Source organism: Phreatobacter cathodiphilus (assembly GCF_003008515.1).
Taxonomy (GTDB): domain Bacteria; phylum Pseudomonadota; class Alphaproteobacteria; order Rhizobiales; family Phreatobacteraceae; genus Phreatobacter; species Phreatobacter cathodiphilus.
Window position 1 is genome coordinate 227,749 of record NZ_CP027668.1, and the last position, 12,883, is coordinate 240,631.

The 12,883-nt window shown below is 70.0% G+C and carries 15 protein-coding genes; 6 read left to right on the plus strand and 9 right to left on the minus strand.

Annotated elements, in window-relative coordinates:
• The first annotated feature begins 90 nt into the window (after positions 1-90).
• Positions 91-1,542, plus strand: a complete 1,452-nt coding sequence (locus tag C6569_RS01110; RefSeq protein WP_106747114.1) for an amidohydrolase family protein — start codon at positions 91-93, stop codon at positions 1,540-1,542.
• A gap of 4 nt (positions 1,543-1,546) precedes the next feature.
• Here the strand turns inward: C6569_RS01110 and C6569_RS22485 are convergent, their stop codons facing one another.
• A complete protein-coding gene (locus C6569_RS22485) occupies positions 1,547-1,714 on the minus strand; it encodes a type II toxin-antitoxin system RelE/ParE family toxin (RefSeq protein WP_146144702.1) in 168 nt (55 codons plus the stop codon).
• Positions 1,715-1,814: 100 nt separating this feature from the next.
• A complete protein-coding gene (locus C6569_RS01115) occupies positions 1,815-2,945 on the minus strand; it encodes a 5-methyltetrahydropteroyltriglutamate--homocysteine S-methyltransferase (RefSeq protein WP_245898201.1) in 1,131 nt (376 codons plus the stop codon).
• Positions 2,946-3,192: 247 nt separating this feature from the next.
• On the opposite strand from C6569_RS01115, the gene C6569_RS01120 reads away from it, so the two are divergent.
• The 4 genes from C6569_RS01120 (at position 3,193) to C6569_RS01135 (ending at position 6,836) form a co-directional block, all read left to right on the plus strand.
• On the plus strand, positions 3,193-4,143 hold the full coding sequence (locus tag C6569_RS01120) for a ring-cleaving dioxygenase (protein ID WP_106747115.1): 951 nt from the start codon (positions 3,193-3,195) through the stop codon (positions 4,141-4,143).
• Positions 4,144-4,214: 71 nt separating this feature from the next.
• Positions 4,215-4,583 (plus strand): hypothetical protein, encoded by a 369-nt coding sequence (locus C6569_RS01125; RefSeq protein WP_106747116.1) that lies wholly within the window; start codon positions 4,215-4,217, stop codon positions 4,581-4,583.
• Positions 4,584-4,658: 75 nt separating this feature from the next.
• On the plus strand, positions 4,659-5,399 hold the full coding sequence (locus C6569_RS01130) for a metallophosphoesterase family protein (protein WP_106747117.1): 741 nt from the start codon (positions 4,659-4,661) through the stop codon (positions 5,397-5,399).
• Positions 5,400-5,405: 6 nt separating this feature from the next.
• Positions 5,406-6,836 (plus strand): bifunctional serine/threonine-protein kinase/universal stress protein, encoded by a 1,431-nt coding sequence (locus C6569_RS01135; protein WP_106747118.1) that lies wholly within the window; start codon positions 5,406-5,408, stop codon positions 6,834-6,836.
• Here the strand turns inward: C6569_RS01135 and C6569_RS01140 are convergent.
• Entirely contained in the window at positions 6,797-7,510 is a 714-nt protein-coding gene (locus C6569_RS01140) for an NUDIX hydrolase (protein WP_106747119.1), read from the minus strand. The two genes, C6569_RS01135 and C6569_RS01140, sit on opposite strands and share 40 nt — an antisense overlap.
• A 153-nt stretch (positions 7,511-7,663) precedes the next feature.
• Here C6569_RS01140 and C6569_RS01145 point away from each other — a divergent pair, with 153 nt between their 5' ends.
• Positions 7,664-7,930, plus strand: coding sequence for a glycine zipper domain-containing protein (locus C6569_RS01145; RefSeq protein WP_181313868.1), 267 nt, complete (start codon positions 7,664-7,666; stop codon positions 7,928-7,930).
• A 79-nt stretch (positions 7,931-8,009) separates the two neighbouring features.
• Here C6569_RS01145 and C6569_RS01150 read toward each other — a convergent pair whose 3' ends face one another.
• The 6 genes from C6569_RS01150 to C6569_RS01175 all read right to left on the minus strand — a co-directional run bounded on the left by C6569_RS01150 (position 8,010) and on the right by C6569_RS01175 (position 12,789).
• Positions 8,010-8,936 carry a PhzF family phenazine biosynthesis protein gene (locus tag C6569_RS01150; RefSeq protein ID WP_106747120.1) on the minus strand — a complete coding sequence of 309 codons (927 nt, stop codon included), beginning with the start codon at positions 8,934-8,936 and terminating at the stop codon, positions 8,010-8,012.
• 7 nt (positions 8,937-8,943) lie between these two features.
• Positions 8,944-9,795, minus strand: a complete 852-nt coding sequence (gene pdxY, locus C6569_RS01155; RefSeq protein ID WP_106747121.1) for a pyridoxal kinase PdxY — start codon at positions 9,793-9,795, stop codon at positions 8,944-8,946.
• Positions 9,796-9,883: 88 nt separating this feature from the next.
• On the minus strand, positions 9,884-10,336 hold the full coding sequence (locus tag C6569_RS01160) for a nuclear transport factor 2 family protein (protein ID WP_106747122.1): 453 nt from the start codon (positions 10,334-10,336) through the stop codon (positions 9,884-9,886).
• 2 nt (positions 10,337-10,338) lie between these two features.
• Complete coding sequence (locus C6569_RS01165; RefSeq protein WP_106747123.1) at positions 10,339-10,773, minus strand: nuclear transport factor 2 family protein; 435 nt, start codon at positions 10,771-10,773, stop codon at positions 10,339-10,341.
• A 283-nt stretch (positions 10,774-11,056) separates the two neighbouring features.
• Positions 11,057-12,076, minus strand: a complete 1,020-nt coding sequence (gene ilvC / locus C6569_RS01170) for a ketol-acid reductoisomerase (RefSeq protein ID WP_106747124.1) — start codon at positions 12,074-12,076, stop codon at positions 11,057-11,059.
• A gap of 38 nt (positions 12,077-12,114) precedes the next feature.
• Positions 12,115-12,789, minus strand: a complete 675-nt coding sequence (locus C6569_RS01175; RefSeq protein WP_106747125.1) for a TetR/AcrR family transcriptional regulator — start codon at positions 12,787-12,789, stop codon at positions 12,115-12,117.
• Positions 12,790-12,883 lie beyond the last annotated feature (94 nt).

The window sequence follows — 12,883 nt, forward strand, 5'->3', positions numbered from 1 at the left end:
ACGACCTCGGCGGCCGGGCGCCCTTCGGGATGCCCGGCCGTGCTTTCCCTGCCGCCGGCCGAACCATAAAACGCCCCGAGAGAACGTCCGATGCCCGTCACCCTCATCAAGAACGCCGCCTGGGTCGTCGCCTTCGACGGCCGCAAGCACACCTACATGCAGGGGGCCGACGTCGCCTTCGAGGGCGACAAGATCACCCATGTCGGCCCCGGCTTCTCCGGCAAGGCCGACAAGACCATCGACGGGGCGGGCATGCTGGTCATGCCGGGCCTCGTCAACGTCCATTCCCACCCCGCCTCCGAGCCGATGGCGAAGGGCTGGAACGACGAGCTCGGCTCGCCCAAGCTCTACCAGTCGGCGCTCTACGAATTCATGCCGCTGTTCCGCGCCGATGCCGGCGGCGCCCCGGACATGGAGGCGATCCCCGCCTCCGCCACGGTGGCCTATTCGGAACTGCTGCTCTCCGGCGTCACCACCCTCGTCGACATGTCGGTTGCCTGGGACGGCTGGCTCGACACCTTCGCCGCCTCGGGCCTGCGCGGCGTGCTCTCGCCCATGTATCGCTCGGCCCGCTGGTTCACCAAGAACGGCCACGTCGTCGAATATGAATGGGCCAAGGACGAGGGCGTTCCCGCCATGGAGGCGGCGATGAAGGTGCTCGACGCCGCGGCGAAGCACCCCTCGGGCCGCATGTCCGGCATGGTCTCGCCGAGCCAGATCGACACCTGCACCCCCGGCCTCATCAAGGCGAGCTTCGCCGAGGCCAAGAAGCGCAAGCTGCCCTTCCAGATCCACGCGGCCCAGTCCGTCGTCGAGTTCCACGAGATCACCCGCCGCCACGGCATGACGCCGGTGGAATGGCTCGGCTCCCTCGACGTGCTCTCCGACCGCTCGCTGATCGGCCACGGCATCTTCCTCGACCACCACACCTCGACCCACTGGCCGCGCCGCGACGATCTGCAGGACCTCGTCGACACCGGCACGACCGTCGCCCACTGCCCGACCGTCTTCCAGCGCCGCGGCATCACCCTGCAGACCTTCGGCGAATATGTCCGCCGCGGCGTCAACATGGCGATCGGCACCGACACCTATCCGCACAACATGATCGAGGAGATGCGCCACGTCGCCATCATGTCGCGCGTGGTGGGCGAGGATGCCTACGACGTGCGGTCGGTGGACGTCTTCAACGCCGCCACCCTCGGCGGCGCCAAGGCGCTGGGACGCAAGGACATCGGTCGCCTCGCGGTCGGCGCCAAGGCCGACATCGTGTTGGTCGACGTCACCCACGCCTCCATGCGGCCGCTGCGCGACCCCGTCCGCTCGATGATCTATTCGGCCGGCGAGCGCGCCATCCGCACCGTCTTCGTCGACGGTGAGAAGGTGGTCGACGGCGGCAAGGTCCTGACCATGGACCTCGACGCGGCCTCCGAGAAGCTCGAGGCCGCCCAGCGCCGCGCCGAGGCCGGCGTCAAGGGCCTCGACTGGGCCAAGCGCGACCACATGAAGATCTCGCCGCTCATGTTCCCGCCCGCCAAGGGGTGAGGGCTCAGAAACGGCGCGGCCACAGCCGCGCCGTATGCATCACCGCGAGGACAGTGACGGCCGACGACTCACGTCGATAGACCACGATGTAAGGGCAGGCGACCACCACCAGTTCGCGGGTGTTGGCGACGCGTCCTTCCCGGCCGCCAAAGGGGAGCACGCTGAGCCGCATCCAGCCGGATGGTGATGGCGTTCATCGCACGGCCTCCATGGCTTGATGCAGAGGATACCCGCCGCGGGTGCGGCGGGCAACGCGCCCCGGCCCCGCCCCCTCAGCCCCAGACCTCGCGCGCCACCTCGACGATCATCTCGAGCTTCCGCCACTGCTCGTCCTCGGCCAGCGTGTTGCCCTCCTCCGTCGAGGCGAAGCCGCATTGCGGCGACAGGCAGAGCTGCTCGATGGGCGCATATTTCGCCGCCTCGTCGATGCGCCGCTTGATGTCGTCCTTCGCCTCCAGCACGCCGGTCTTCGAGGTGACGAGGCCGAGCACCACCGCCTTGCCCTTGGGCAGGAAGCGCAGCGGCTCGAAGCCGCCGGCGCGCTCGGTGTCCCATTCCATGAAATAGGCGTCCACCGGCATGGCGTTGAACAGGAGCTCGGCGATCGGCTCGTAGCCGCCGGAGGCGACGAAGGTGGAGCGGAAGTTGCCGCGGCACAGGTGCATGGTGATGGCGAGGTCCTTCGGCCGCCCGCCGATCGCCGCCGACACCATGCCGGCGTAGATGCCGCCCTGCTTGTCCGGATCGTCGCCGCGCTCGGCCAGCATCTTCTTCTGCTCGGGGTCGCAGAGATAGGCGAAGGAGACGTCGTCGAGCTGCAGGTAGCGGCAGCCGGCGTCGTAGAAGGCGTGGACGGCCTTGCGATAGGCCTGGCCGAGATCCTCGTAATAGTCCGCCATGTCGGGATAGAGGCCCATGTTGATGAGCTTCCGCCCGCCGCGATAGTGCAGCATCGAGGGCGAGGGGATGGTCATCTTCGCGGTGCGCGTCGTGTTCGCCTTGAGGAACTTGAAGTGCTCGACGAAGGGATGGGTGGTGAAGTCGATCCGGCCGGTGACGCGCGGCGCCTCCCCCTTGGTCTGCACGCCGGCGAACTGGATGCCCTGGTCGAGCTCCACCCGGCTGACGCCGTCGAGCTGCCAGAGGAAGTCGTAGTGCCACCAGGAGCGGCGGTACTCGCCGTCGGTGATCGCCTGCAGGCCGATCGCCTCCTGCCGCGCGATCAGCTTCTTGATCTCGGCGTCTTCCACCGTCCTCAGGCCGAGGGCGTCGAGCTTGCCGGCCGCATGGTCGGCGCGGGCCGCCTTCAGCGCCTGCGAGCGCAGCAGCGATCCCACCTGGTCGGCGCGATAGGGGCCGGTCTTGCCGGGCAGGACGGGGGCGGGCGTGGTCATGGTGGTCATCGTCATGTCTCCCTCGGGCCGTCGGGCCAGGACCGTCTCGCATCCCGCGGCGGTCTTCTGACGGAGAGAATAGGGCGGATCGATCCGGTCTGCCACGGCCAACATGATCCGATCGCGCGACGGCCCGGCATCGGTGCAAGCTGGGCTTGCAGCGGACCGGACCCGGAGCCCCTTGCCCCGGAAGGCGGCGCGGCCGATGTCTAGCGGCAACGAAGCGCGGCCCCCGCCGCGTCAGCGAGGACGAGCCATGACCCCCGCTCTCACCGGCATCCACCACCTCACCGCCGTCTCGGCGGATGCTCCCGGCAACCACGCCTTCTACACCCGCGTCCTCGGCATGCGCCTCGTCAAGCGCACGGTGAACCAGGACGACACCTCCGCCTATCACCTCTTCTACGGCGACGGCGTCGCCAGCCCCGGCTCCGACATCACCTTCTTCGAATGGCCGGTGGCGCCCGAACGGCGCGGCACCAACGCCATCATCCGCACCGCCCTGCGCGTCTCCGGCGAGCCGACCATCCGCTGGTGGGCGGCCCGCTTCGCCGAGCACGGCGTGAAGCACGACCAGCCGGTGGTCCGCGACGGCCGCCTCACCCTCGACTTCGAGGATCCGGAGGGCCAGCGCCTCGCCCTGATCGACGACGGCGGCGCCGGCGAGGCCCATCCCTGGGACGCCAGCCCCGTTCCGGCCGAGCACCAGATCCGCGGCCTCGGCCCCATCACCGCCAGCGTCCCCGTGCTGGAGACCACCGACCTCGTGCTCACCCACGTGCTCGGCATGCGCAAGGTGCGCGACTACACCCTGCCGAGCGCCTCTCCCGTCCATGTCTACGCCATGGGCGAGGGCGGCCCGGCGGCGGAATATCACGTGGCGGTCGAGCCGCACCTTCCGCAGGCGCGCCAGGGCGCCGGCTCCGTCCACCACGTCGCCTTCCGCACGCCGGACGAGAAGGAATATGCCGGCTGGATCGAGCGGCTGAACGGTCTGCGCATCCCGAGTTCGGGGGCCGTCGACCGGTACTATTTTCGCAGCCTCTACTTCCGCGAGCCGAACGGCATCCTCTTCGAGATCGCCACCGACGGCCCCGGCTTCGACGTCGACGAGCCGCTCGCCACCATCGGCGAGAAGCTCGCGCTGCCGCCCTTCCTCGAGCCGAAGCGCGCCGCCATCGAGCGCGGCCTGAAGCCGCTTTCCTGAGGCGGGAATTGTCCGCTCGTGTCGGCGGCGCCTAGAGTGGCGCCGTCGATTCGCCGCCCCAGGGGTCCGCCATGACAGGTCCAATCCGCCGCGCCACCACACGCTCCTTGGTGCTCGCCGCCCTCGCCGCCATCGGCCTCGCCGCCTGCCAGTCGACCACCGCCCCGGTGCCGGCGCCGCAGCCCGTGGCCTCCGCCACCCCCAGCTATGTGACGCGCCCCGATTTCCGCCTGCCCGAGGGGGCCGGCTGCAGCGGCGAGATCGCCCGCTTCCGCGCCGTCATGGACAACGAACTCGCCACCGGTCACGTCACCCGCGAGGTGCATGGCCGCGTCATCGCCGACATGCGCACGCCCGAGGGCGCCTGCGCGGCCGGCCGCGACGGCGAGGCCCGGGCCGCACTCACCGCCGTCAAGCGGCGCTACGGCTACCCCTCCTGATCGCCTAAAGGCGGCCTTGCCGCCGGCGCGGGGCCGGCCGAGGATGTCACCGGTCGCACGGTCCGGGGGGCGTCCATGCGCCTCGCGCTGCTTTCCGACATTCATGGCAACTGCGAGGCCCTCGAGGCGACGCTGGCCCATGTCCGGCGCGCCGGGGTCGACCGCATCGCCGTGCTCGGCGACATCGTCGGCTACGGCGCCGACCCCGTCGCCTGCACCGAGATCGTCATGGACCTCGCCGCGTCGGGCGCCCTGGTCCTTCAGGGCAACCACGACGAGGCGGTTGCGCGCGACGACGCCGACATGAACGCCGACGCCCTGGCGGCGATGGTCTGGACCCGTGGCGTCCTCGGCGAGGCGCATCGCCGTTTCCTCGCCGGCCTGCCACTCACCGGCCGTGAGGGCGACCTGCTGCTCGTCCATGCCGGGGCGCGCCATCCCGGCCACTGGCCCTATGTCATGACGCCCCGCGACGCCGAGCTGAGCTTCGGCGCCACCGACGCCCGTCTCGTCGCCTGCGGCCATACCCACGTGCCGGCCCTGTTCTCGCTGCAGCCGAACCGCACCTGCGTCGGTTTCACCCCGGTCACCGGCATGCCCGTGCCGCTCGCCCCCCATCGCCGCTGGCATGTGGGTGTCGGTGCCGTCGGCCAGCCGCGCGACGGCATCGCCGCCGCCGCATATGCCGTTCTTGATCTCGCCCAAGGCGTGCTGGAGCCCCATCGTGTTCCCTACGACCATCAGGCCGCCGCCGCGAAGATCCGCGCCGCGGGGCTGCCGGATCGGTTGGCGAGCCGCCTCGCCCTCGGGAGGTGATAGGGCATGCGGCCGCCGCGCATCGAGAAGGGCCTGGTGCTCGACGGCTTCACCCTGACGGCGCCGCTGAAGCTCGGCGGCATGGCGCAGATCTGGGAGGTGACCGGCGGGGGCGAGGACATGCCGCTGGTCATGAAGATCCCGCTCATCCTCGACGGCGACGACCCCACCATGATCGTCGGCTTCGAGATGGAGCAGATGATCCTGCCGCGCCTCGCCGGGCCGCACGTTCCGCGCTTCGTCGCCGCCGGGGACTTCGCCCACCAGCCCTATATCGTGATGGAGCGCATCATCGGCCGCTCGCTCTACGAGCGGATGGGCGAGGCCCCCTTTGCCGCGGCGGAGGTGGCGAGCCTCGGCCTCGCCGTGGCGCGGGCGCTCTGCGACCTGCACCGCCAGAACGTCCTGCATCTCGACGTGAAGCCGGCCAATGTCCTGATCCGCGACGACGGCACCGCCGTGCTGGTGGATTACGGGCTGGCGCGCCACCGCCTGCTGCCCGACCTGCTCGCCGAGGAGTTCCGCCTGCCCATCGGCACGGCGCCCTATATGGCGCCCGAACAGGTGCTGCACGCCCGCGACGACCCGCGCTCCGACGTCTTCGCGCTCGGCTGTGTCCTCTACGAGATGACGACCGGGCGCCAGCCCTTCGGCGACCCGCGCGGGGCGCGCCGCCTGCGCAGGCGGCTGTGGTGGGACCCCTGGCCGCCGCGGGCCCTGCGGCCCGATTGCCCGCCGTGGCTGCAGGAGATCATCCTGCGATGCCTGGCCGTCGATCCCGCCGGGCGCTACCCGACCATGGCGCAGCTCGCCTTCGACCTCGCCCATCCCGGCGAGGTGCGCCTCACCGCCGCCGCCGCGCGGACGAGTCGCGACGGCTCCCTCGCGCGTCTGCGCCGGTGGTTCCGCGCGCTGGGCGCCGAGCGTCCCGCACCCGTCGTGGGGGACCAGGCGCAGGGCGCCGCCCCCATCGTCCTCGTCGCCGTCGACCTTTCCGCGGACTACTGCGCGGTCGCCGATGCGGTTCGCGCCGTGGCGGGCCGCATGCTGACGCTGCTGCCCTCCGCCAGACTCGCCTGCGTCAACGTCCTCAAGCTCCGGCGTATCGGCATCGACGAGACCACGGACGGGGAGGGCAGGGCGCTGCACGTCGCCCGCCTGATCGCGCTGCGCGCCTGGGCCTCGCCCCTCGGTCTGCCGGCGGACCGCATCAGCTTCCACGTCCTGGAGAGCACCGATCCGGCGGAGGCCATCGTCACCCATGCCCGCGAGAACCACGTCGACCAGGTCGTCATGGGCGCCCGCGGCCAGTCCGGCACCCGCCGCTATCTCGGCAGCGTCTCGGCCAGGGTGGCGGCCGAGGCGCCCTGTACGGTGACGGTGGTGCGTGCCGCGCTTCAGACCTCCCTGCCGCCGGCGAGCCACCATTCCGCATAGGCGAGCTGGAAGGGCGGCATCAGGTCGGGCCGCAGATCGTCATGGCTGCGCACGATGTGCAGCCCCGCCAGTTCCGGCTCGGCCTGCCGCGCCACGCGGGCCAGGATGGTGTCGCGCAGGTCGACCGCCGGCAGGGGCGAATGCAGGACCTTGATGAAGGCGGACCGCTTCTCGTCCTCATGCAGCCAGAACCCCGGTTCGACGCGCACCTCCTCCGCCGTCAGCCCCGTCTCCTCCGTGAGTTCGCGCATCACGCTGCCCTCGAGATCGACCCGGCCGTCCACCACGTCGTCCGGATCGGGCGTGCCGCCGGGGAAATAGATCCTGCCGGCATTGGCGGTGTGGCCGCCCATGATGCCCATGACGAGCGCGCCGTCCGAGCCGGTGAGCCCGGCGACGGCGAAGCCGTTGCGACTCGCGCCGTCCGGCTCCCCGTGCCGCATGTAGTGCAGGAACTGGGAATAGCGGACCGGGCGGTAGCGGGCCTCGAAGACCTCGCCGTCGATCTCCCTGTGCGTGATGACCAGCACCTCCCCGTCGAACAGGGCGGGATTGGCCGTGGTCGCCGTCCGCCAGGCGGAATCGATCGCCTGCGCGTGGGTTTCGGCGTAGGACCAGGGCCCGGAATCGAGCGTGGCGCGAATGTGGCGGATGCGGCGGAACCGGGACGTCATGAAGGCGTTGTCCTCGCGAGATGTCAGGCGCTGCCGGCAATCGGGCGACGGTCGTTGACCGGTCCTTAATGCTGGCCGAGCCACGTCTTGGCAAATCGCACCACGGTCACCTATGGTCCACCCCGGGTCGGGGGCCTGCAGGAGGGAATATCCATGTTGAAGAAGCTCACTCTGGTTGGCGCTGCCGCCCTGATGATCGGTGCGTGCACCCCGCGCGAGGAGCGTGCTGCGGCGGGCGGCGCCATCGGCGCCGGCGCCGGCGCCCTGATCGGCGGCCTGGCCACCGGCACGGGCGGTGGTGCCCTCGCGGGTGCCGCGGTCGGCGGTGTCGCCGGTGCCATCATCGGCGCCGAGACCACGCCGCGCCGCCGCTGCTGGGTGAACCGCTACGGCGAGCGTGTCTGCCGCTATCGTCGCTGAGCCCAGGGCTCCGACGTGATCGACCCGCCGGCGCAGCGCCGGCGGGTTTTTTCATGGGCGTGAGCCGTGCGGCCGTCGTTCAGAGGAACATCCGGCCCTCGGTCAGGATGACGGCGCCGCCGCCGATCGTCACTGCGCTCACCTGCCCGCCCTCGAGCGTCAGGCCGAGACGGATGCGGCTCGGCCGGCCCATCTCGTATCCCTGCTCGATGACGACGGTGTGGGCGCCGTCGGCGAGCCCCTCCCGCGCCGCGAGGACGCCGGCGAAGGCCGCCGCGGCGGAGCCCGTCGCAGGGTCCTCGGCGATGCCGAGGCCGGGCGCGAACATGCGGGCGTGGAAGCCGGCGTCCGGGTCCACTGTCTCGCGGGTGTAGGCGAAGATCGCCGGATGGTCGTCGGCGATGGCCGCGAAGGTCTCGGCGAACCAGCGCGTGTCCACCCGGATGCGCGCCATGGCCTCGCGCGTCTTCACCGGCACGTAGCAGAACGAGACCGGCGCGCCGAAGCGGCTGGGACGGTGGCGGTCGAAGCCGATGTCGCGCAGCTCCAGCCCGAGGACGCCTGCGAGCTGCGCCGGGTCGGGCGCCGGGCCGAGGTCTGCGGGCCTGCGCGGCGCCTCGAACTGCGCCTCGTAGCGGCCGGCGGCGTCGCGCGTGACGCGGCAGGGGACGGGCCCGGCCTTCTCGCCCAGCACGAAGGTGGTCTCGGCCCCCGGCGCCAGCCCGTCGAGGGCGGCGAGCAGCACCGCGGTCCCCACCGTCGGATGGCCGGCGAAGGGCAGTTCCGCGCCCGGCGTGAAGATGCGGATGTCGGCGCGCCGGCCGGCGGCGGCCTCGGGCAGAACGAAGACCGTCTCCGACAGGTTGAACTCGCCGGCGATCTTGCGCATGGCGGCCGTGTCGAGGCCGCTCGCGTCGAGCACCACCGCCAGCGGATTGCCCGCCAGCGCGTCGTGGGTGAAGACGTCGAGCGTGTGGAAGCGACGCGCGGGGAGGGCAGCGGTCATGGCGCTCTCAGCCGATCTTTTCGGGGGCGAAGACGGTGGTCGGGGTGACGAACTCGTCCTGCGCCTCGACGGTGAGGATCTCGCGTGAGCCCGCCTCCTCCGTCCGCTTCAACAGGCCGAAGACCGAGGACGCCGCGCGCGACACCGCGAAGGCCTCGTCGCGGCTCGTGGCGGCATGGACGAAGAACAGGGCGGCGATGGCGTCGCCCGCCCCGTTCACCGACACCGACAGCCGCGGCGTGCGCACGCGGAACCGCCCGCTGGGGCCGCAGGCGAGGAGATCGATGGCGTCGGCGGGCGTATCCTCCGTCAAGAGGCTGGTGACGAGGACGGTGCGCGGGCCGGTGGCGCGGATCGCCTCCACCGCCGCGATCGCATCGGCGATGGTGGTGACCCGCCGTCCCGACAGATATTCGAGTTCGAACTGGTTCGGCGTGATGATGTCGGCCGCCGGCACCGCCTTGTCGCGCATGAATTCCGGGATGCCCGGCCGCACGAAGACGCCGCGCCCGACATCGCCGATGACGGGATCGCAGCAATAGAGCGCCTCGGGGTTGAGAGCGCGCACCCGGCGCACCGCCGCGACGATGGCCGAGCCGATGTCGGAGGAGCCCATGTAGCCCGACAGCACCCCGTCGCAGCGCCCCAGCACGCCGCGCTCCTCGATGCCCTCGACGAGTTCGTCGATCATCGGGCCGTCATAGACCCGGCCCTTCCAGGCGCCGTAGCCGGTATGGTTGGAGAACTGCACGGTGTGGATGGCCCAGACCTCGTGACCGAGCCGCTGCATCGGAAACACCGCCGAGGCGTTGCCGACATGGCCGTAGGACACCCAGGACTGGATCGAGAGAATGTTCATGGGAAGCGCTCCGTGGCGCCAGCCTAGCGCGCCCTCGCGGCACCGCACCAATTCCGTTCGGTGAACTGACGCATCAGCGGCGGTCGGGTCAGGCGATCTTCACCCGGCCGTGGGCGATGGCGAGGCCGCCCGTATCGTAGAAATGGGTCAGCTCGACGATCAGCCCGTCCCGCAACCGGATGTGGTCGAGCAGTTCGAACGACCCGGTGCGGCCGTTGTCGAGAAGGCGGACCTCCACCGTCCAGCGCACCAGCACGTGGTCGCCCTCGCAGACGATGTCGTCGATGGAATGGGAGAGATATTCGTTCTGGTCGTGAAGGTGTTCGAGGTAGCGGGCGATGTCGTCTCGGCCCATCCTCAACCCGGCCCCCGGACTGAGCGCCGGATTGCCCACCACCGTCAGCCGCGCGTCGGAGGCGAAATAGGATACGAAGTCGTCCACCGCTCCGGCGATGCGCGCCGCATAGAGCGCGTGGACCGCTTCGGTGATCGCACGCTGCTGGTTCTTGCGCTCGCCGGTGGGCGAAAGGGGCGTCACCATGCTCAGATTCGACCTGCCAGAACCGCCAGGGACGCGGTGTCCATGAATTGCGTCAGTTCGGCGATCTCACCATTCCGGAAGCGGACGAAATCCGCCGTGTCGAAATCGGCGACAGCGCCTGTCGAAGCACTACGCAGGGTGAGCTGTCGTCGGATCACCGCCCGGTCAAACTCCGCGATGACATCGACCACCAGGCCGTCGACATATTCGTAGCGCTGGAAGAGCTGTCGCACGCCTTTGGCGATGGCGACGCGACCACGAAAGGGGCCCGCCTCCGGGACGAGCCGGCTGTCGGCCACGATGCGCATGAACCCGTCTTCGGCGAAGCCGGCCGCGAACAGTTCGGCCTGGCCGTTGCGGCGAGCGGCGTAGAGCTCCGCGAGCCGTTCTTTCAGATAAGGCAACCCCGTGATGACACGCAGGCTCGGTTGCGACATGAATGTTCCTGACCCCACCTCTGGCTAGGATAGCCCACGTAGTCCTGTTTCCACCCAACGCCAAGACGGACGGACGGACCATGCGATATGTCCGATGAGTGGAACATGAACGGCGCCTGTACCGCAAGATTGCATGACGGGTGCTGCACGGGTTCCCGGGGGGGCGCGCGCCCGATGGGGCGAGCGGAACCGTGCGGCGAAAAGGGCGGCCCACGCGCCGCCCTCGTGCCGGATGGACGGAGCGGGAAGGGGCCTGCGCCCGCTCCCCGCTCCGCCACGCCGCTCAGTTCTTCGTCTTGTCGACCAGGGCCTTCGCCTTGATCCACGGCATCATGTCACGCAGCTTGGCGCCGACCTCCTCGATCGGATGGGAGGCCATGCGGGCGCGGGTCGCCTTGAACGAGGTCTGGTTGACCTTGTTCTCCAGCATCCAGTCGCGGGTGAACTTGCCCGACTGGATGTCGGTCAGCACGCGCTTCATCTCGGCCTTCGTCTCGGCGGTGATGATGCGGGGACCGGTGACGTACTCGCCGTATTCGGCGGTGTTGGAGATCGAGTAGTTCATGTTGGCGATGCCGCCCTCGTAGATGAGGTCGACGATCAGCTTCACCTCGTGGAGGCACTCAAAATAGGCCATTTCCGGCGCGTAGCCGGCTTCCACGAGCGTCTCGTAGCCGGCCTTGATGAGCTCGACCAGGCCGCCGCAGAGCACGACCTGCTCGCCGAAGAGATCGGTTTCGCACTCTTCCTTGAAGGTGGTCTCGATGATGCCGGCGCGGCCGCCGCCGTTGGCCGAGGCGTAGGACAGGCCGAGGTCATGGGCATTGCCCGAGGCGTCCTGGTGGATGGCGATCAGGGTCGGCACGCCGCCGCCGCGCAGATATTCCGAGCGCACCGTGTGGCCGGGGCCCTTCGGGGCGACCATCAGCACGTCCAGGTCCTTGCGGGCCTCGATGAGGTTGAAGTGCACGTTGAGGCCGTGGGCGAACATGATCGCCGCGCCCTGCTTCATGTTGGCGTGCAGGTCGTCGCGGTAGATGTCGGCCTGCAATTCGTCGGGGGTCAGCATCATCATGACGTCGCAGACCTTGGCAGCCTCGGCGGGCGTCATGACGGTGAAGCCGGCGGCCTCGGCCTTGGCGCGAGTGGCGGAACCCGCCTTCAGCGCGATGACCACGTCCTTGACGCCGGAATCGCGCAGGTTCTGCGCGTGGGCATGGCCCTGGCTGCCATAGCCGACGATGCAGACCTTCTTCGACTTGATGAGGTTCAGATCGGCGTCGCGATCGTAATAGACACGCATGGATGCTTCCTTCCTTGGGACTTGGGTTGCGTGAGGGGTCAGGCGGCCGCCGGCGTCTGGTCCGTGCGGCCGTAGAGGGTGAGAAACTGGTCGGTGGCAGCCGCCGCGTCACGGGCGATCTCGGCCTTGCCGAGCTTCAGGTCGTCGCCGAGGAGCAGGCGGATCTGCACGTCGCGGCCGGCGAGGCCGAAGAAGGTCCGGAACGCCGCTTCGGTGTCGTCGAAGGCGAGCAGGCCGGCGGCCCGCCCTTCCTCCAGCACGGGCTTCAGCCTGTTGCCGATGGCGAAACGGCCGTTCTCGAGCACGATCTGGCCGAGATTGCTCTGCTTCGACGCGGCGTGGGAGATCGCCAGCCGGTTCAGGGCGATCGAGGTCGGGCTGGAAATGACCGAAAGCCAGTTGGCGGCGAAATCCTTCAGACTGTCCCTCAGGCTGGAGGCATCGAGCCTCTGCCGGTCGTAGCGGCCGGCGCGGACGCGGGACGCCTGCCACTGCACCGTGGCGGTGAGGAGCCCGTCGCGGTCGCCGAACCACTTGTAGAGCGTTTCCTTCGAGCAGCTCGCGCGCCGTGCGACCGCCGCCATGGTGAGCTGTCCGCCCTCCTCCTGCATCAGCGCCAGCACCGCGTCGAGAACCGCCGCCTGGCGGGCGGTCGGCTCCGCCGGGTCGGCGCCCGGGCTCTCGGATGCGGGTGGTTTGGCGGCGGAGGTCATAGGGAGGGAAGACTGCGATAGGAGCCGTACCGTACGTTACGGTTCGGTTGTCTAGCGCAGCGCCGGAGTGCACGCAAGGGCCTCCGACAGAGAG

Excerpts from the sequence above, each read along its gene's own strand:
- C6569_RS01140 (WP_106747119.1), bottom strand. The coding sequence starts at position 7,510 with ATGACGTCCCGGTTCCGCCGCATCCGCCACATTCGCGCCACGCTCGAT.
- C6569_RS01160 (WP_106747122.1), bottom strand. The coding sequence starts at position 10,336 with ATGGTGACGCCCCTTTCGCCCACCGGCGAGCGCAAGAACCAGCAGCGT.
- C6569_RS01165 (WP_106747123.1), bottom strand. The coding sequence starts at position 10,773 with ATGTCGCAACCGAGCCTGCGTGTCATCACGGGGTTGCCTTATCTGAAA.
- C6569_RS01110 (WP_106747114.1), top strand. The coding sequence starts at position 91 with ATGCCCGTCACCCTCATCAAGAACGCCGCCTGGGTCGTCGCCTTCGAC.
- C6569_RS22485 (WP_146144702.1), bottom strand. The coding sequence starts at position 1,714 with ATGCGGCTCAGCGTGCTCCCCTTTGGCGGCCGGGAAGGACGCGTCGCC.
- C6569_RS01135 (WP_106747118.1), top strand. The coding sequence starts at position 5,406 with ATGCGGCCGCCGCGCATCGAGAAGGGCCTGGTGCTCGACGGCTTCACC.
- C6569_RS01115 (WP_245898201.1), bottom strand. The coding sequence starts at position 2,945 with ATGACCACCATGACCACGCCCGCCCCCGTCCTGCCCGGCAAGACCGGC.
- C6569_RS01145 (WP_181313868.1), top strand. The coding sequence starts at position 7,664 with ATGTTGAAGAAGCTCACTCTGGTTGGCGCTGCCGCCCTGATGATCGGT.
- ilvC (WP_106747124.1), bottom strand. The coding sequence starts at position 12,076 with ATGCGTGTCTATTACGATCGCGACGCCGATCTGAACCTCATCAAGTCG.
- C6569_RS01130 (WP_106747117.1), top strand. The coding sequence starts at position 4,659 with ATGCGCCTCGCGCTGCTTTCCGACATTCATGGCAACTGCGAGGCCCTC.
- C6569_RS01125 (WP_106747116.1), top strand. The coding sequence starts at position 4,215 with ATGACAGGTCCAATCCGCCGCGCCACCACACGCTCCTTGGTGCTCGCC.
- pdxY (WP_106747121.1), bottom strand. The coding sequence starts at position 9,795 with ATGAACATTCTCTCGATCCAGTCCTGGGTGTCCTACGGCCATGTCGGC.
- C6569_RS01120 (WP_106747115.1), top strand. The coding sequence starts at position 3,193 with ATGACCCCCGCTCTCACCGGCATCCACCACCTCACCGCCGTCTCGGCG.
- C6569_RS01150 (WP_106747120.1), bottom strand. The coding sequence starts at position 8,936 with ATGACCGCTGCCCTCCCCGCGCGTCGCTTCCACACGCTCGACGTCTTC.
- C6569_RS01175 (WP_106747125.1), bottom strand. The coding sequence starts at position 12,789 with ATGACCTCCGCCGCCAAACCACCCGCATCCGAGAGCCCGGGCGCCGAC.